General features: G+C 46.6%; 16 protein-coding genes and 1 pseudogene. 16 read left to right on the top strand and 1 reads right to left on the bottom strand.

Annotated features, from left to right (window positions below; translation table 11 throughout):
- Positions 1-5 precede the first annotated feature (5 nt).
- The gene (prfC, locus tag BMZ28_RS01445; RefSeq protein ID WP_047780028.1) at positions 6-1,595 is read left to right on the top strand and encodes a peptide chain release factor 3; all 1,590 of its coding nucleotides are present in this window, start codon (positions 6-8) and stop codon (positions 1,593-1,595) included.
- Positions 1,596-2,197: 602 nt separating this feature from the next.
- On the opposite strand, the gene BMZ28_RS01440 is transcribed toward prfC, so the two are convergent.
- Complete coding sequence (locus tag BMZ28_RS01440; RefSeq protein WP_074820230.1) at positions 2,198-2,452, bottom strand: hypothetical protein; 255 nt, start codon at positions 2,450-2,452, stop codon at positions 2,198-2,200.
- 668 nt (positions 2,453-3,120) lie between these two features.
- Here BMZ28_RS01440 and BMZ28_RS01435 point away from each other — a divergent pair.
- From BMZ28_RS01435 to BMZ28_RS01370, 15 genes and pseudogenes are all read left to right on the top strand, one after another.
- Complete coding sequence (locus BMZ28_RS01435; RefSeq protein ID WP_047780030.1) at positions 3,121-3,627, top strand: fimbrial protein; 507 nt, start codon at positions 3,121-3,123, stop codon at positions 3,625-3,627.
- Positions 3,628-3,912: 285 nt separating this feature from the next.
- On the top strand, positions 3,913-6,426 hold the full coding sequence (locus tag BMZ28_RS01430; protein WP_074820228.1) for a fimbria/pilus outer membrane usher protein: 2,514 nt from the start codon (positions 3,913-3,915) through the stop codon (positions 6,424-6,426).
- A gap of 36 nt (positions 6,427-6,462) precedes the next feature.
- The gene (locus BMZ28_RS01425; RefSeq protein ID WP_047782491.1) at positions 6,463-7,182 is read left to right on the top strand and encodes a fimbrial biogenesis chaperone; all 720 of its coding nucleotides are present in this window, start codon (positions 6,463-6,465) and stop codon (positions 7,180-7,182) included.
- Between the two features lie 17 nt (positions 7,183-7,199).
- Positions 7,200-7,727: a fimbrial protein gene (locus BMZ28_RS01420; RefSeq protein ID WP_047780032.1), complete on the top strand. Its 528-nt coding sequence runs from the start codon at positions 7,200-7,202 to the stop codon at positions 7,725-7,727.
- Between the two features lie 9 nt (positions 7,728-7,736).
- Complete coding sequence (locus tag BMZ28_RS01415; RefSeq protein WP_053007502.1) at positions 7,737-8,249, top strand: fimbrial protein; 513 nt, start codon at positions 7,737-7,739, stop codon at positions 8,247-8,249.
- 26 nt (positions 8,250-8,275) lie between these two features.
- Positions 8,276-9,262, top strand: coding sequence for an MrpH family fimbial adhesin (locus BMZ28_RS01410; RefSeq protein WP_074820226.1), 987 nt, complete (start codon positions 8,276-8,278; stop codon positions 9,260-9,262).
- Between the two features lie 108 nt (positions 9,263-9,370).
- Positions 9,371-9,655, top strand: a complete 285-nt coding sequence (locus tag BMZ28_RS01405; RefSeq protein WP_126467031.1) for an IS1/IS1595 family N-terminal zinc-binding domain-containing protein — start codon at positions 9,371-9,373, stop codon at positions 9,653-9,655.
- A 400-nt stretch (positions 9,656-10,055) separates the two neighbouring features.
- Positions 10,056-10,163, top strand: a pseudogene (locus tag BMZ28_RS17705) (peptide chain release factor 3); the annotation flags it as partial.
- Positions 10,164-11,739: 1,576 nt separating this feature from the next.
- Entirely contained in the window at positions 11,740-12,246 is a 507-nt protein-coding gene (locus BMZ28_RS01400; protein ID WP_074820224.1) for a fimbrial protein, read from the top strand.
- Between the two features lie 287 nt (positions 12,247-12,533).
- Positions 12,534-15,041 carry a fimbria/pilus outer membrane usher protein gene (locus tag BMZ28_RS01395; protein ID WP_074820222.1) on the top strand — a complete coding sequence of 836 codons (2,508 nt, stop codon included), beginning with the start codon at positions 12,534-12,536 and terminating at the stop codon, positions 15,039-15,041.
- A 25-nt stretch (positions 15,042-15,066) separates the two neighbouring features.
- A complete protein-coding gene (locus BMZ28_RS01390) occupies positions 15,067-15,789 on the top strand; it encodes a fimbrial biogenesis chaperone (RefSeq protein WP_047782494.1) in 723 nt (240 codons plus the stop codon).
- A 17-nt stretch (positions 15,790-15,806) separates the two neighbouring features.
- Positions 15,807-16,334 carry a fimbrial protein gene (locus tag BMZ28_RS01385; protein ID WP_248296081.1) on the top strand — a complete coding sequence of 176 codons (528 nt, stop codon included), beginning with the start codon at positions 15,807-15,809 and terminating at the stop codon, positions 16,332-16,334.
- Positions 16,335-16,343: 9 nt separating this feature from the next.
- Positions 16,344-16,847, top strand: a complete 504-nt coding sequence (locus tag BMZ28_RS01380; RefSeq protein ID WP_074820218.1) for a fimbrial protein — start codon at positions 16,344-16,346, stop codon at positions 16,845-16,847.
- 47 nt (positions 16,848-16,894) lie between these two features.
- The gene (locus BMZ28_RS01375; protein WP_175474927.1) at positions 16,895-17,860 is read left to right on the top strand and encodes an MrpH family fimbial adhesin; all 966 of its coding nucleotides are present in this window, start codon (positions 16,895-16,897) and stop codon (positions 17,858-17,860) included.
- Between the two features lie 122 nt (positions 17,861-17,982).
- Positions 17,983-18,267, top strand: coding sequence for an IS1/IS1595 family N-terminal zinc-binding domain-containing protein (locus BMZ28_RS01370; RefSeq protein WP_053007506.1), 285 nt, complete (start codon positions 17,983-17,985; stop codon positions 18,265-18,267).
- Positions 18,268-18,839 lie beyond the last annotated feature (572 nt).

Genomic DNA, 18,839 nt, shown 5'->3' with positions numbered 1-18,839 from the left:
CATAAATGAAAGAAACTTCAAGAGCCGCGGAAATAGCGTGCCGACGCACGTTTGCTATTATTTCCCACCCCGATGCGGGTAAAACGACCATTACTGAAAAAGTATTGTTATTTGGACAGGCAATCCAAACGGCGGGAACGGTTAAAGGCCGTGGTTCCAACCAGCATGCTAAATCTGACTGGATGGAGATGGAAAAGCAGCGCGGTATTTCTATTACCACCTCGGTGATGCAGTTCCCTTATAAATCATCGCTGGTTAACCTGCTGGATACTCCCGGACACGAAGATTTCTCGGAAGATACCTACCGGACTTTAACCGCGGTTGACTGCTGTTTAATGGTGATTGATGCGGCCAAAGGTGTAGAAGATCGTACCCGTAAGCTGATGGAAGTAACCCGCTTGCGCGATACGCCGATTTTAACCTTTATGAACAAGCTGGACCGTGATATCCGCGACCCTATGGAGTTGCTGGATGAAGTGGAAAACGAACTGAAGATCATGTGTTCACCGGTCACCTGGCCAATTGGCTGCGGTAAGCTGTTTAAAGGGGTTTATCATTTATATAAAGATGAAACCTATCTGTATCAGAGCGGTAAAGGGCATACGATTCAGGAAGTCCGTATAGTTAAAGGATTGGATAATCCTGAACTGGATACGGCCGTTGGTGAAGAACTGGCCGCTCAGCTACGTGAAGAACTGGAGCTGGTAAGAGGTGCATCGCCGGAGTTTGAGCTGGAGTCATTCCTTGCTGGTGAATTGACGCCGGTATTCTTTGGCACCGCTTTGGGTAACTTTGGCGTCGATCATATGCTGGATGGGTTGGTTGACTGGGCTCCGGCACCTATGCCGCGTAAAACCAATGTGCGTGAAGTTATCGCTTCAGAAGAGAAGTTCAGCGGTTTTGTGTTTAAAATTCAGGCCAATATGGATCCTAAACACCGAGACCGTGTGGCGTTTCTGCGTGTCGTTTCGGGTACCTATGAAAAAGGCATGAAACTGCGTCAGGTACGGATTGGTAAAGATGTGGTGATTTCTGATGCGCTAACCTTTATGGCTGGCGATCGCTCTCATGTTGAAGAGGCTTATCCGGGCGATATTATCGGATTACATAATCACGGTACTATCCAAATCGGCGATACCTTCACTCAGGGTGAAGATATGAAGTTCACCGGTATTCCTAACTTTGCCCCAGAGCTATTCCGTCGTATTCGCCTGAAAGATCCATTAAAGCAGAAGCAGCTATTAAAAGGCTTAGTACAGCTATCGGAAGAAGGTGCGGTTCAGGTTTTCCGTCCTATTGCCAATAACGATCTGATTGTTGGAGCGGTGGGCGTGCTGCAGTTTGACGTGGTGGTTGCCCGTCTGAAGTCTGAATATAACGTTGAAGCGATTTATGAATCCGTGAACGTATCTACCGCTCGTTGGATTGAGTGTGATGATGCGAAAAAGCTGGAAGAGTTTAAACGTAAAAACGAACTAAACGTAGCATTAGACGGTGGTGATAACCTGAGCTATATCGCACCAACCATGGTTAACCTAAATCTAACGCAAGAGCGCTATCCGGATATTATGTTCCGTAAAACCCGGGAACATTAATGGGTTTTATCTTCTGAGTTAGTTCCTGACTGACCAGCGCAATTTAATCATTAAACGCCTGATGTTTTACATCAGGCGTTTAAGGCTGCTGACAAACTTTTTAATCAGCATCAATGGTTGTTCCGGCTGTAAAAATCTTGAGTGAATATCACCTAAGTGCTCAGCCGGAAGGACATCAGTATTCAGCTTTAGCGTGCGTCGTGCCTAGCCGGGTTACGGGCACTCCGGCGGGCAAGCCCGCTACGCCCCCCACACCCGTCTCTCCCGACGATTGCGTATATTAGTACTTTATCAACAATCTGAAACGCCTGATGTTTTACATCAGGCGTTTTTTTACGCTATGGGCAAAATAAAATAGCTTCCTGGTGTGTGACCGAGCGGTTTTTCATCGATTCTCTTCCATAATTTTTGCTGCAACACTGCAACACTGCAACACTGCAATTTCTCGTGTTCCTTGGGGTAACCAACATCATTAGCACCCTAATCCGTCATATGACTTAATCAGCTTGGCTGGTGAGGACTCTTGGTGGATAGAGAGGCATAAGTTACTTGGTAGAGCCTATTTTTATCTGGCCTTTAGGTTGGTTTAAGGCGGTAGTTCATTATCCATAGCTTTGAACTGGCGTTGTTAGATAAACATTAAATTGATTAAGGGTATAAACGTTCTGACGGGGATTCGGTAATAACGCTATTTGGCCCGTTCCAGCTGGTTTTGCATAGTAATATGTTGATTTAATCATCGGTTTATAGGTGAAATAATATTTTTGTTTTATTTTTAATCGGTTGGTTTTTTGTTTTTTGTTTTTTATTTTTTGCGTGTATTGTTTTGCTGGATGTGTGTTTTTTTGATTTTTCATCTTGTGTTTTTAAGAGCGAGAGAATCTTTAATTAAGGTTTTTTATTATTTCAAATGTTGTTTTTCATGGTTTTTCTGTTTATATGCAATTGATTATTAATGATTTTATTGGTTATTTTGATTTTATTACATAGCCTCTTTATTTATGTGGATAAATTCTTGTTTTGTTTTGATCATATATTTTAACAAATCAAAATGAGTTGAAATTATAATATTTTAAAAATGTTCAGTATATTATGCCCTCCAATTCTGCTTATTTCGATTTAAAACTCTGCTCTTATGTTGTTTTCTGGTTTTTAATTGGTGTTATGTCTTGTAATTGTCACATATATAGATCATTCGATCGTTATAAGTGTTTATAGTGGTTTTTTATTCTTATTCTTTATGTATAATGCCGGGTATGGAGAAGGTGTTGTGATAAAATTCATTTTCTTTCCAATGATGATATTTAAATACCACCTTAAACTGTGTGTGTTTAATGCCTGGTTTATTTTTAGTGCGTATTTCACACCGATTTTATTTCCAAGTTCTTATTTGTAAAGGGTGTTTAATAAAGGGTTTTAGCCTGGTTTCGGCATTTTTTAACGTAAAGGTTCTATAAAGGATCTTTATATATGGAGGCGCAGATTGAACCTGTGCCGTTGTTAGCTAGAGGAAAAGGAAAAAACTATGAAACTGTCTCAAATTGCCATGGCAACTTTACTGGCGAGCGGTATCGCATTTGGCGCGCAGGCTGCTGGTAACACCGGCACTGTAACGTTCTCCGGTGAGGTGGTGGATTCACCATGCGATCTGGCGGCGGGTCAAGACGGTGCGGATATTAAAGTGGACTTTGGTCAGCTGTCTGTTGCTGGGCTAAATGGTGGCCGAGTGGCAACTAAAAACTTTGAAATCAAGTTAAAAAACTGCGTTATTGATAAAAAAACTGCGGCGATTACTTTCACCAGTACTGACCAGATCGCGGGTAAAAACCTGCTGAAAACCAATGGTGATGCAACTGGTTTAGGTATCAAACTGAATAATATTACTTTTGGTACCGCGCTGGAACTGAATGGCTTGGCCAACGGCGATCAGACTTTGACTTACATTGCCGGTGTTCAGAAAGCCGATGAAGCCACCGATGTTACTGCGGGGGCATTTACCGCCAGCGCTAACTTCGAAATTGCTTATAAATAAGCGACATCTTTAACCGTAGCGGAAACGCTCGGTCAGAAGAACTCGTTTGTATGGCAGGACATCACACTGTCCTGCCATTTTATCAGCACCACGCGTGAACGTTACTTACCGCAGAGCTATAGCAAAAAGTTGTCCATGACGGTTACCCATGTTGGCTCAGGTTTTTGCTATGACTCTTCAGTGATTTTGAGTACTCACAGAATAAAAGGATGTATTTGTAATTCGGTTTACCACGAGATGTAAAAGACATGATGTATTGCTGGTAAAAAGGACTTTGAATAAAAGATGACAACTCAGCCCCAGTTTATAAAAAATCGTATTACGTTATCGATATTATTGATGCTAGTGACGGGAAATGCACAGGCTGTCAAATTCAATCTCGATATGCTCAATGCCGAAGATAAAGCGAATATTGATTTTTCAAATTTTTCCCAGACCGGCTATGTGATGCCCGGTGAGTACCAATTACAGGTCAAATTGAACGGGGAAAGTCTGGGCAATGAGATGGTGATACCGTTTTATCCCTTTCAATCCGCAACGGATCTGACTTCAGCTTCAGACTCGGATGAACTGCCTCAGGCCTGTTTAGCACCTGAGATGGCGGAAAAACTGGGGTTGACCAATGCTGCCCGCCAGAAATTGACCACCTGGCATGATAATCAATGCATAGACTTTAGTGCCCTGCCAGGAGTAATGCTGACCCCAAATCTGGGGGCCGCTGCGTTGGAAATCAATTTGCCTCAGGCCTGGCTGGAGTACAGCGATGCAACCTGGGTGCCACATTCCCGCTGGGATAACGGTATTGCCGGCGGGCTGCTGGACTATAACCTGAATACCTCATTTAGCCGTTCTAAGGACGGTCAGCGCCAACGGGACATCAGCTTTAACGGTACCGCCGGATTGAATGCCGGTGCTTGGCGTTTACGAGCAGACTATCAGGGCCGAGATAGTCAGGTTTCCGGGCGACAGAGTTATTCTCAACGAAACTTTGATCTGACCCGAGCCTATTTGTATCGCCCCTTGCCGAGCCTGCAGTCCACGCTGACGCTGGGGGAAGACTATGTTAACTCCTCCCTGTTTGATTCCTGGCGCTACACCGGGATGAAGCTGGCCAGCGATGAGCGGATGTTACCGCCGCGCTTGAGGGATTATGCGCCGGAAATTATCGGCGTGGCTAATACCAATGCTCGAGTAACGGTCACCCAGCAGGGCCGAAAAGTATATGACAGTGTCGTACCAGCAGGCCCGTTTCGTATTCAGAGCCTGGACAGTGCCATTCGCGGCACGCTGGACGTCACTATTACTGAACAGAATGGCGAAGAGCGTAAGTTTAGTGTGTCCACTGCATCGGTTCCCTACCTGACTCGACCTGGGCAGGTGCGTTATCAGTTGATTGGCGGGCGACCGAGTACCTGGGATCACGACCTGCAAGGGCAGACGTTCGTCGCCGGCGAAATCAGTTGGGGAGTCAGCAATGCCTGGTCAGTCTACGGTGGCGGCACGGTCTCGCAAGACTATCAAGCGGCTGCATTGGGGGTGGGACGCGATTTGTTCATGTTGGGCACTGTTGCACTGGACGTTACTCAGACCACCGCGAGGTTCCCTGATAAAGAAGAACTGAAAGGTAAATCCTGGCGGCTCAGTTACTCCAAGTTTTTTGACCAGATGGATGCGGACGTGACGTTTGCTGGCTATCGCTTCTCGGAGAAAAACTTCCTCAGTATGCAGGAGTATCTGAATAAGCGTTATCAGGGTGGCGATCGTGGCCGGCAGAAAGAGCGCTATCAGGTGAACGTGAATAAGCGTTTCGATGCCTTTTCGCTGGGGCTGAACTATGAGCGCCAGACCTACTGGGATCGGGGAGATACCGAACAGTTTGGTGGCAGCGTAGGCACATACTTTAACCTGCCATCGCTGGATTTAAGAAATTTATCGGTGAGTGGTTCGGTGACCCGCAGCCAGTATCAGGGGCGTCAAGATGACATGGTTAGTGTGATGATATCGGTGCCGTTGGGTAGTGGAACAGTGAGCTATAACGGTAGCCGTAGCCGTGGGCGTTATAGCCAACAGATGGGGTATTACGGATTAGTTGGTCAGGACAGCTACAGCATGAATGCCGGCATTGACAGCGGCGGGAATGACTCAACCACGGGGCAATTTAATGGCATGTACACCCACAATGGCGATTTGGCCAGAGTCAGCGGTAATGTGGCTTTTGCCAGCCGGGGAAACTCATCATTAGGTCTGAGCGCCAGCGGTGGTTTGACGGTGACTGGTCAGGGCGCGGCATTGCACCCGGCCGGGTATAACGGTGGTACCCGGCTGATGTTGAGTACCGATGGGGTTGCGGGCGTGCCGTTAGACGGACTGGGTGTTAAGAGTAACGCCTGGGGGATCGGGGTGCTGGGGGATGTGAACAGTTATTACCGCACCACCGCCCGAATAGATTTGGATACCTTGCCGGATGATGTTGAAGCGATGCAGGGCGTGGTGGAAGCGGCGCTGACGGAAGGGGCGATTGGCTTTCGCCGTTTTTCGGTGTTGCAGGGCGCCAAGGTTTTTGCAGTGTTAAGGCTGGCGGACAGCAGTTATCCGCCGTTTGGCGCCAGCGTCAGAGACCACCGGGGACGTGAAGTCGGTCTGGTGGGAGAGCAGGGACTGGCATGGCTCAGTGGTATTTCACCAGAGGGTATGCTGACGGTGGAATGGGCTGGAAAAGTGCAATGTCAGGTTAGCCTACCGGCACAGATAGGGGAATCGAATCTGTTATTACCTTGTCCGGTGACGGCATCTAATTAAGTGAATGATAAGTAAATGATAAGTGAGTTAATTAATATGAGAAATAAACAGATTACAGCCCGACTTGTTGGATTTTTTATCACCTTGCTGATCTTACCTTTATCCGGTCAGGCTGCAGTGACGCTGGATCGCACTCGGGTAGTTTTTGATGGTGGCAGCAAGTCCGTCAGTTTGAATATCAGCAATGATAATCAGCAGCAGCCTTATCTGGCTCAGGCTTGGCTGGAAGATGCACAGCAAAATAAGTTGTTGACCGGCCCTTTGGTGATCACACCGCCGGTCCAACGGCTGGAGCCCGGGGCGAAGAGTATGATCCGCATTACCGCGGCATCCGGTCAATTACCACAGGATAAAGAGTCTCTATTCTATCTGAACCTGCGGGAAATTCCGCCGGTGAGCGACAAGCCAAATGTGCTGCAGATAGCGCTGCAAACCAAAATTAAACTGTTTTATCGGCCAAAGGCGCTGAAGCGCGATCCCGGTTCAGTTTGGCAAGATCAACTGGTCTTGCATACTGAGGGTGGCGGTTATCGGATAGAGAATCCAACGCCGTATTACATCACGGTGATCGGACTGGGTGGCAGTGAGAAGCAGTCACTGGAAGGGGACTTTGAGACGGTGATGCTGTCACCAAATAGCAGTGTCAAAGTGAAAAGTGCGGCTTATGGCAAACCCTATTTAACTTATATCAATGATTACGGTGGGCGTCCTACGCTGGCATTTCGTTGCAACGGTAGTCGGTGCGTGGCTCGCTAAACAGGGGGAGAGGGCTGATGAACAGGAGATGGATGGGATTAAGTGTCTGCCTACTTTTGCTGCTCTCTTTAGCGAGCCGAGCGGACGACAATCTGAATGTGGTCTTTAACGGGAGGTTGCTGGCGCAAAGTTGCGAATTTGATTCGGTGGGTGGTTATCAGGAGATCCCCTTACCCACTAAAACGCTACATTTTTTTGATCGCCAGACACGTACCGAAAGCACGCCGTTTACCCTTGGTTTGATCGGCTGTACCTCAAGCACAATGGGAAAAGTGGTGAAATTGACCTTTAGCAGTGCGCAGACTCAACTGGTGAATGGGGTGGCTATGTTAGCCACCAGCGGCAATACCGGTCTGGTGATTGGTTTGGAAGACGGTGCCGGTCAGGCAATAACGCTGGGTCAAGCGGTAAACGTTGGAAGCATTAGTCAGGTTGGTCCGGTGGGGGTTAACCGATTCCAGTTTGCTGCATATGCTCTGGCTCCGGGGGCGGTGAAGGCGGGTAGCTATAGTGCGACGGTTACATTTGAAGTGGATTATCAGTAGGAGAGAATCATGCGACTAAATAGCCAGCGATATGGATTATATGGCCTGCTGAGTTTGATGTTAGCGAGTGGCGCAGTACAGGCGGATGTGCCTGTTACAGTAAAAGTGACGCTACTGGAACCGGCGTGTCAAGTATCGGGTGAAAACGGAGAAACCCAGCTGGAGATGCCATTTGGCGATGTCGCATTTCAGTATGTGGGTACTGCCAAAGCGGAACAGTCGGTGAATATCAGGGTCACGTGTAGTGGCGGCCCACCAGCGGGTAAGAGCTTGAAAATGTATTTTACGCCAACGTCCTATGGAATTGTGCCAGCTCTTGGACAGAATGTGCTGGGTACGTCAATGACTGGAGTGGGTATTGCATTAACGAATGCTCAAAGACCGTTCAATATTGGTCAAGGACTGCCGATACAAGCCGGACTATTTAGGCTCACCGGGCAGTTGGTTATGCAAGATGGCACTAATGTGGAAGTCGGTGGGGAATTTAGTGCCAGTGCGTCATTGTTTGCCACCTATATGTAGTGAGCCGGTGGAAAGGGAGAGGTTAAATGTATCTGGAGAATGAACAAATGGGCAGAACAAGCAAAATAAGATACTTCACAGTGTTGGGGCTCTGGGTATCCATCGGTTTGATGGCGATGAGACCGGCTGTTGCTGCCTACAATGCTGTCGCTGACAGCGCTATTTCCAGAGTAACTATTAAAGGCAATGTTTCGGCGGGTGTTGGCTATATATCGAAGTTTATTATCGATGCATATACGGTGAGTGGCATAGTAAATTGTGGACCAGCAAATGGGGATGCGTATAAGGCATGGCACTATACCTTGATTGATTTACCGAAAAATAGCGCAGGCCGCTATATGATTAATAAAAACTTATCCTTTTCTGCGACGGCGGCTAATAATTCATTAGGTCAATGGATAAATGCATATGCAAGGGGGTGTTCTAGCGATATGGGGCCGGGGATCGTAGCAAGTGTCGAGGCCGATTACATGTCGGTTGCTTTTCCTATTGAATTAAACTTTTATCTCGAAAGTCGCCCTATTGATAATGTGATTACCTTTCCAACAATGATTTTAGGGGGGTATCTTCGCAGTTTCGGTGGGCCACAAGGACTCGAGTCGAAGAAGTATGCCATTCCAATTCGGTTGGAGGGGGGCACACTGCAGTTAAAAAATAGCTGTACCGCGAATCCGACTGCGTTGGTAATAGACCATGGAATATTGCCGAGTGGCACACCATCCCATCGCACCTCGACACCTATTACTTATACCTGTGATTCACCTGTGGATGCGACATTATCAATAGAATATGAGGCTAACGGGGATGGTTATTTGCCGTTGAAAGATGCGAAAGGGCTAACTGGCGCAGTGTCCAAGTTGACCATTACCGATCCGCAAACCAATGCATCAGGCACCACCATTAAAACAAAGATTCAGACTGAGAAGACTTTTACAGTTAGCAGCGAACTTTCTCAAACTATCGGCAATGGTGCATTCACGGGCAGCGCCTGGTTAACTGCGGTGCATAATTAATCAATCAATATATAGCGATATGCCTCTGGCTGATATCTATAGGCATGATGGCATAAGGTGATGGGATATTGTCAGGCTAAACCTAATTTTTATTGGATGATGGGTAAGATGCTACAGTCAAAAAAAAATACTATTTGCCAATTCTGTGGTTCAGGCGCACTAGTCAGAAAGCACGGTAAGTCAAGAGCGGGTATACAACGTTTTTGGTGTTCATTCTGTAGCCGGACATTTCAGAATGATTATATTTATACCGGTTGGGAGCAGCAGGCTAAAACCATGATGGTTGATTTTTTAAGTCAGGGGCTGTCAACCGATGAAATCAGTAAAAAATCGGGTTGGCCTGCACGACGGGTGAAGAAAATGATTTCAAGTCTTAAGTTAAATAAAGATTAACTGGCGTAAATAGCCCGTCTCTTCTCTATTTTCACGTTAATCGTTGCTGATTATCTCAGCTAAGCAGCGTTTTCTCGCCGTTGTGATTGGTTAGACGCAAGGCTTATCGGTATCGCCTTTAAGGTGTATTGATAGCTTTCCGGCATTAACATGCATTTGTTGTCAGCCTTGCTATTATTCCTGTAGCTGTTCATTCCTCTCGATCTACCGTCAGGCAAAACGTGATTTATCTTATTCCACGTTTTGCTCTAGTCTCGTTTGAAAGCCTGCTAGTCAGGTTAAGCATTCCTTTTAATCCCCATAAGTGAGCTTACTTAACGTATCTATTGCTTGTTGGATGGAGAGTGGCAATAGGAAACGCTGGAAGAGTTTAAGCGTAAGCACTAACTAAACGTAACCATTAGACGGTGGTGATAACCTGAGCTATATCGCACCAACTATGGTTAATCTAAACCTAACGCAAGAGCGATATCTGGATATTATGTTCCGTAAAACCCGGGAACATTAATGGGTTTTATTTTCTGAGTTAGTTCTGGACTGACCTGCGCAATTCAATCATTAAACGCCTGATGTTTTACATCAGGCGTTTGAGGCTGCTGGCAAACTTTTTAATCAGCATCAATGGTTGTTTCGGCTGTAAAAATCTTGAGTGAATATCACCTAAGTGCTCAGCCGGAAGGACATCAGTATTCAACTTTAGCGTGCGTCGTGCCTAGCCGGGTTACGGGCACTCCGGCGGGCAAGCCCGCTACGCCCCCCACACCCGTCTCTCCCGACGATTGCGTATATGAGTACTTTATCAACAATCTGAAACGCCTGATGTTTTACATCAGGCGTTTTTTTACGCTATGGGCAAAATAAAATGGCTCAGCGGTGTGTGACTGAGCGTTTTTCATCGATTGTCTTCCATCAGTTTTGCCGTAACACCGGTATTTCCTTCGTGAGGAGGGATAACCGATATCGGCAGAGCCTTTCTCAATACACTAAGGCTGCAAGCCTATTGTTATCTGGTATTCAGGTCGATTTGAGGCAGACAGTAGCGTTAACCAAGAATTGGTTAGAAGAGAAGGCGGTTTTGATCATCTGGCCTGTAATAATGTTACTTAACCTGTTTTGAGTGATATTTGTATGACAATGTGTTGGTTTGTTCGGTAAAACATAGATATAAAATAATTAAAAAATTGCTTTTCCTGTACGGGTTGCTTGTCATGATTTTTCTATTTTAGGTTTTATAAAAGTTACTTTTTATCTGTTTTTTATTTCACTAATCATAATAGGATTGGTGAGTTCGTTATTATCAGGGTGCTAATGAGTTGGTGGTTTGGTTCTTTTTGTGTGTTTTTTGTTTTTTTATGTGTTGGCTTTGATTTGTTTTTTTATTTCATAAGGGTTGTTTTTTTATATTTTTAATGATTGAAGTGATTTTCATTGAGTTTTTAGTGTCTTTTTAATTTAATGCTTCATGAGTTATTCTTATTTATCTATTTGAAATTTAATGTATTTATTTATTTTATTCATTATAGTTAAATAAATTTTAATAATAATGGTGTTTTTTTTAGATAAATATTGATTATTTTTATTGTTTGTTTTTTATAGCTATTTAATAACTTTAAATAAGTTGATCGAATAATTTTAAAAAAAATTTAGTATATTATCGCTGTTATTCTTATTTATTTCGATCTAAAGCTCTGCTTTGTTGTTGATTTTTAGTGATTATTGGCTTTACCGTCTTTGTTTTTTGACTTAAATAGATCATTCGATCGTCAAAAGTGTGTTTAGTGGTTTTTTATTCCTGTTTGTGTGTATAATGCCGAACGTAGGGGAAACGGCAGGATACTATCCATTTTCTTTCCAAAAATGATGTTTAAATACTGTCATTCCTTATGGGTGTTTAATTTCTCATTTGTTTTTTGTGCGAGATTTATACCGATTTTATTTCTCATCCTTAATTATTAAAGGGTGGTTGTAATAAGGCATTTAGCCTGATGATGTCATTTTGACGTAAAGGTTCTACAAAGGATCTTTATATATGGAGGCGCAGATTGAACCTGTGCCGTTGTGAGCTAGAGGAAAAGGAAAAAACTATGAAACTGTCTCAAATTGCCATGGCAACTTTACTGGCGAGCGGTATTGCATTCGGCGCTCAGGCTGCCGGTAACAAGGGTACTGTGACGTTCTCCGGTGAAGTGGTGGATTCACCATGCGATCTGTCGGCGGGTCAAGACGGTACGGATATTAAAGTAGACTTTGGCCAGCTGTCTATGGCGGGACTAAACGGTGGCCGAGTGGCAACCGAAAACTTTGAGATCAAGTTAAAAAACTGCGTTATGGGTAAAAAAACCGCGGCTATTACTTTCACCAGTACTGACCTGATGGCCGATAAAAACCTGCTGAAAACCAACGGTACTGCTACTGGTTTAGGTATCAGCCTGAAAGGGATTACCTTTGGTACTGCGTTAGACCTGACTGGTTTAGCCGACGGCGACAACACCCTGACCTATACCGCAAGCGTTCAGAAAGCGGATGGTGAAACCTCAGTTACTGCCGGTACTTTTACCGCCAGCACCAACTTCGTGATTGCCTATAAATAAGCGACGTGTTTGACCAAGGGGAACATTCTCGGTCAGAAGAACTCGTCTGTATGGCAGGGCATCACACGGTCCTGCCATTTTTATCAACATATAACATGAATGCTTCTTATCAGTAGAACGATAGCAAAAAGTTGTCCATAACGTTTACCGCTGCCGGGACAGTCTTTTGCTATAACTCTTCGATTATTTTGAGTTTTCGCAGAATAAAAGGATGCGTTGGTAATTTGTTTTACCACGAGATGTAAAAGACGTGATGCACTGCTGATGAAAAGGACTTTGCATAAAAGATGAAGATTCAGCCCCGGTTTATAAAAAATCGTATTACGTTATCGATATTGTTGGTGCTAATGACAGGGAGTGCACAGGCTGTCCAATTCAATCTCAATATGCTCGATGCCGAAGATAAAGCGAATATTGATTTTTCAAATTTCTCCCAGACCGGCTATGTGATGCCCGGCGAGTACCAATTACAGATCAAATTGAACGGGGAAAGTCTGGGTAATGAAATGACGATACCGTTCTATCCCTTTCAATCTACTACGGATGCGGTTTCAGCTTCAGATCCTCTTCCGCAGGCCTGTTTGGCACCGAAGATGGCGGAAAAGCTGGGGCTAACTGAAGACGCTCTTAAGAAACTGACCACCTGGCATGATAATCAATGCATAGACTTTAGCACCCTGCCGGGGGTGACGCTGGTGCCTGATTTAGGGGCCGGTGCGCTGGACGTCAATCTGCCTCAGGCCTGGCTGGAGTATAGCGATGCGACCTGGCTACCACCTTCCCGCTGGGATCACGGTATTGCCGGTGGGCTGTTGGACTATAACTTGAATACCTCGTTCAGCCGTTCTGAGGATGGTCGGCGCCAGCGGGATATCAGCTTTAATGGTACCGCTGGGTTGAATGCCGGTGCCTGGCGATTACGGGCCGACTATCAGGGCAGCGACAGCCAGGTTTCCGGGCGACAGAATACTTCTCAACGAAACTTTGACCTGACCCGGGCTTATTTATACCGACCTTTACCCAGCTTGCAGTCCACGCTAACGCTGGGGGAAGACTATGTGAACTCCTCCTTATTTGATTCCTGGCGTTATACCGGGATGAAGCTGGCCAGTGATGAGCGGATGTTACCGCCGCGTTTAAGGGAGTATGCGCCGGAAATCATCGGCGTGGCCAATACCAATGCTCGGGTGACGGTGACCCAGCAGGGGAGAAAAGTGTATGACAGTACTGTGCCAGCAGGCCCGTTTCGTATTCAGAGCTTGGACAGCGCCATTCGAGGGACGTTAGACGTCACCATTACTGAACAGAATGGGGAAGAACGAAAGTTCAGCGTATCTACCGCATCGGTGCCGTACCTGACCCGACCGGGACAGGTACGTTATCAGCTGATTGGCGGGCGCCCCAGTACTTGGGATCACGATCTGCAAGGGCAGACGTTCGTCGCCGGTGAAATTAGCTGGGGGGTCAGCAATGCTTGGTCGGTATACGGTGGTGGCACCGTATCGCAAGACTATCAGGCGGCAGCACTAGGGGTGGGTCGCGATCTGTTCCTGTTGGGCACCATCGCGCTGGACGTTACCCAGACTACCGCGCGGTTCCCTGATAAAGAGGATCAAAAAGGCAAATCCTGGCGGCTCAGTTACTCCAAATTTTTTGACAAGTTGGATACCGATGTCACGTTTGCCGGTTATCGCTTCTCGGAGAAAGAATTCCTCAGTATGCAGGAATATTTGGATAAGCGTTATCAGGGCGGCGATCGGGGTCAGCAGAAAGAACGCTATCAGGTCAACGTGAATAAGCGTTTCGATGCTTTTTCACTGAGTTTGAACTATGAAAAACAGACCTACTGGGATCAGGGTGAGACCGAACAGTTTGGTGGCAGTGTGGGCACCTATTTTAATTTGCCATCGCTGGATTTAAGAAACCTGTCGGTGAATGGCACAGTGACCCGCAGCCAGTATCAGGGACGTAAGGACGACATGGTCAGTGTGATGGTGTCGGTGCCGCTGGGTAGTGGCACGGTGAGCTATAACGGTAGCCGTCGCAGCGGGCGCTATAGCCAGCTGGTGGGGTACTACGGTCTGGTGGGGAAAGACAGTTACAGTATGAATGCCGGCATTGATAGTGGTGGCGGAGAGTCGAGCGACGGTCAATTTAATGGTATGTACACCCATAACGGCGACTTGTCCAAAGTCAGCGCTAATGTGGCGGTAGCCGGGCGGAGCAGTTCCTCAGTGGGGCTGAGTGCTAGTGGTGGTTTGACGGTGACTGGTCAGGGCGCGGCATTGCACCCGGCCGGGTATAACGGCGGTACCAGGTTGATGCTGAGTACCGACGGGGTGGCAGGCGTACCGTTAGATGGTCGGGGAGTTAAGAGTAACGCTTGGGGGATCGGGGTGCTGGGAGATGTGAACAGTTACTACCGTACCACCGCCCGGATCGATCTGGATACCTTACCGGACAATGTTGAAGCGACTCAAGGGGTGGTTGAAGCCTCGCTGACGGAAGGGGCGATTGGTTATCGCAAGTTTTCAGTATTACAGGGCGCTAAGGTGTTTGCGGTGTTAAGGCTGGTGGACAGCAGTTATCCGCCATTTGGTGCCAGCGTCAGAGACAGCCGAGGACGTGAAGTGGGTCTGGTCGGAGAACAAGGACTGGCTTGGCTTAGCGGTATTTCACCAGAAAGTACGCTGAAGGTGGAATGGGCTGGAAAAGTGCAATGTCAGGTTAGCCTGCCGGCGCAGATAGGGGAATCGAATCTGCTATTACCCTGTCAGGCGTTGGAATCTAATTAAGTGATTAATAAGTGAGTGAATGGATATGAAAAACAAACAAATTACCGCCCGCATCGTTGGGATTTTTATCACCTTGCTGATTTTACCTTTATCGGGTCAAGCAGCGGTGACGCTGGATCGCACTCGGGTGGTGTTTGATGGCGGCGGCAAGTCCGTCAGCCTGAATATCAGCAATGATAATCAGCAGCAGCCCTATCTGGCACAGGCTTGGCTGGAGGATGAGCAGCAGAATAAGTTGCTGACCGGTCCATTGGTGATCACGCCGCCGGTACAACGTTTGGAGCCGGGAGCGAAAAGTATGATCCGTATTACCGCGGCGGCGTCGAGTCAATTGCCACAGGATAAAGAGTCACTGTTTTATCTTAACCTGCGGGAAATTCCGCCGGTGAGTGACAAGCCAAATGTGCTGCAGATAGCCCTGCAAACCAAAATCAAATTGTTTTACCGACCGAAGGCGCTGAAGCGTGATCCTGGTTCGGTTTGGCAGGATCAATTGGTGTTGCATGCTGAAGGTGGCGGTTATCGGATAGAGAACCCAACCCCGTATTACGTGACGGTGATTGGTTTGGGTGGCAGTGAAAAACAGTCACTGGAAGGGGATTTTGAGACGGTGATGCTGGGGCCGAACGGCAGTGCTCGAGTGAAAAGCGCGGTTTATACCAAGCCCTATTTAACCTATATCAACGATTACGGTGGTCGCCCTACGCTGGCATTTCGTTGCAGCGGTAGTCGATGCGTAGCACGTTAAACAAGGTGGGCGAATTGATGAACAGAGGATGGTTAGCAGGAAGTTTCTGTTTGCTTTTAATGCTCTCTGTAACAAGCAGGGCGGCTAAGCACTTGGATGTGAGGTTTAACGGGGTGCTGTTGATGGAAAGCTGTCAATTAGAGCAGGAAGGCGGCCATCAGGAAGTTATTTTGCCCACCAAAACGTTACATTTTTTTGACCGTAACAGTCGTACGGAAACCTCGCCCTTTTACTTTGGCTTGAAAGGGTGCACGCCAACCATGATGGGCAAGACGGTGAAACTGACCTTTAGCAGTGCACAGACTCAACAGGTAAACGGGGTAGCGATGTTAGCCACTAGCGGCAATACCGGTTTGGTGATTGGTCTGGAAGATGGTGCCGGTCAGGTAATTACTCTGGGTCAAGCAGTGAAGGCCGGACCCATCAGTCAGGTCGGTCCGGAAGGGGTTAACCGATACCAGTTTGGTGCTTATGCCTTGGCACCGGGGGCGGTGAAAGCGGACAGCTATAGCGCGATGGTCACAGTCGAAGTTGACTATCAGTAGGAGATGATGATGCGAAATGGATGGCGATATGGGTTAGGTCTGTTAAGCCTGATGCTGACGAGTGCGGTAGTCCAGGCGGATGTGCCTATTACCGTTAGTGCAGTGATCGTCGCGCCAGCGTGTCAGGTGAGCGGTGTAAACGGCGAAACAAAGCTGGAAGTGCCGTTTGGTGATGTACTGGTACAGCATGCCGGTACGGCGAAAGCCGAGAAATCGGTCGGGATCAGGGTTAAATGTACTGCCGGAGCACCGGTGGGTAAGAGCTTAAAAATGTATCTAACACCCACCTCCCATGGGGTGATGCGTAGCATGGGACAGAATGTGTTAGGCACCTCAATGAGCGGAGTCGGTATTGCGTTAACGGGTAATCAAACACCGTTAAATATAGGTCAATGGGTTCCGATGAAAGCCGGGGTATTGACGCTAACCGGGCGGTTGGTCATTCAGGATGGGATCAGCTTAGAAGGCGGGGAGTTTAGTGCCGACATGTCATTATTTGCCAGTTATATGTAGTGAGATGCGCTAAACATATCCTTGATCAAATGCGGAAGAATAATTAGATGGATAGAACAGGCACAATAAAAAGTTTCATCATGTGGGGGCTCGGGTTATTCATCGGTTTGATGTGTATCCGGCCAGCTGCTGCTATTTATAATGTTACAGCCACTACAGCTATCTCCCAGGTAACTATTAGTGGCAAGGCGACAGTGGATACCGGGCTGATAACGACGTTTGTTATCAGCAGCGCTACGGTATCGGGCGAGGTAAATTGTGGTGACCGTAATGAGCCGCCTAATATGGCGTATCAGTATACGTTGATTGATTTGCCAAGGGATACCGACAATTATAGTCGTTATCGGATCAATGACAATTTATCCCTGTCGGCGACGGCGGCGAATGGTTCACTAGGAACATGGATAAATAATCAATATTCAGCGGTTTGTTCTAACAATAACTCAGCGAAATTTGAGCCTGCCTCGAAATTGGCGAATGCTTATCCTATTACCCTGTCTTTTTATGTCAAACATCGTCCCATTGATAATTTGATTACTTTTCCTGCCATGCCGTTGGGGGGATATATTCGTAGTTTTGGTGGCGCAAGAGGGGTAACGGATAAGGTTTATGCTATTCCCATTGTGTTGATGGGGGGAACCATACAATTACCCAGCACTTGTACCGTGAATCCAACGGCTTTGGTCTTAAACCATGGGACAGTGCCAGTTGGTCTGGCCTCTCATCGCGTGTCCGTCCCTATTACTTATACCTGTGATTCGTCGGTAAGGGCGACTTTTAAACTGAGCTATGACGCTGACGGAAATGGCGCGCTGCCGTTAAAAGACTCGGCAGGAAGAACCGGTGCTGTATCTAAGCTGACCATTACCGATCCGCAAACTGGCACCTCAGGACGAACGATTAAAGCGGCTATCCAGAAAGAAAAAACCTTTACGGTCAGTAGCGAACTTTCCCAGATTACCGGCAGCGGTGCAGTAAGCGGCAGTGCCTGGTTAATTGCGACACATGATTAATAAAGAGATGGAGCAATGCTGGTGCCATATAGTCATCGGTTTTCCTGAATACGGTGATGAGGGATGCCTGAAGGTGCCAGGTTGTCAGGTTAAACATAATTTTTTAATAGGTGATTGATGAGATGTTACGGTTAAATAAAAATATTATTTGTCAATTCTGTGGTTCGGGCGCATCGGTCAGAAAGCATGGTAAGTCAAAATCAGGTATGCAGCGCTTTTGGTGCTCATCCTGTAGCAAGACGTTTCAGAATGACTATATTTACACCAGTTGGGAACATCAGGTTAAAACCATGATGATGGATTTTTTAAGTCAGGGACTGTCGACCGATGAAATCAGTAGAAAATCAGGTTGGCCGGTACGTCGAGTGAATAAAATTATTTTAAGTCTGGAATTGGATAAAGCTTAACCGGCATAAACAGCCGGACAGTTCTCTATTTTCGCGTTAGTTAATAGTTGCTGATAATTTCAACTAAGCAACGTTTTCTCGCTGTGGTGATTCACTCAATGCCAGGCTTATCGGTATAGCATTTAAGCTGTATTGATGGTTTTTCGGGTAAGCGGTTATTCAGGATGGCACACTGTCGTGGCGGGCTGAGAATTTAGCGCCGGTGTATCGTTATTTGCCTGTTGTATGTAGTGAGATGTAGTGAAAATATTCCCGATAAAAGGGATATGGAGAATAAACAGATGAATGAAACAGGCAAAATAAAATACCTCACCGTGTGGGGGCTAGGGTTTATTGCTCGGCTTACTGAGTTTTAGGTCAGCTTTTGCCAATTATAACGTTATCGCTAAGACGGCTATTGCTAAGGTGACTATTAGTGGGGTGGCAGAGACGGATACTGGGCTGATATTTCAGCACGTAATCAAAAGGGATACGGTCTCTGGAACCATGGATTGCGGACCTGGAAATTTGCCTGCTGGTGATGCATATCACTATATGTAGATTGATTTGCCGATAGATCTTGAAAGCGGAGT

Origin of the sequence: Pragia fontium DSM 5563 = ATCC 49100, assembly GCF_900112475.1 — a bacterium.
Classification (GTDB): Bacteria; Pseudomonadota; Gammaproteobacteria; order Enterobacterales; family Enterobacteriaceae; genus Pragia; species Pragia fontium.
Note: the sequence above shows the minus strand (reverse complement) of the source record. Positions and strands in the feature narration are given on the sequence as shown.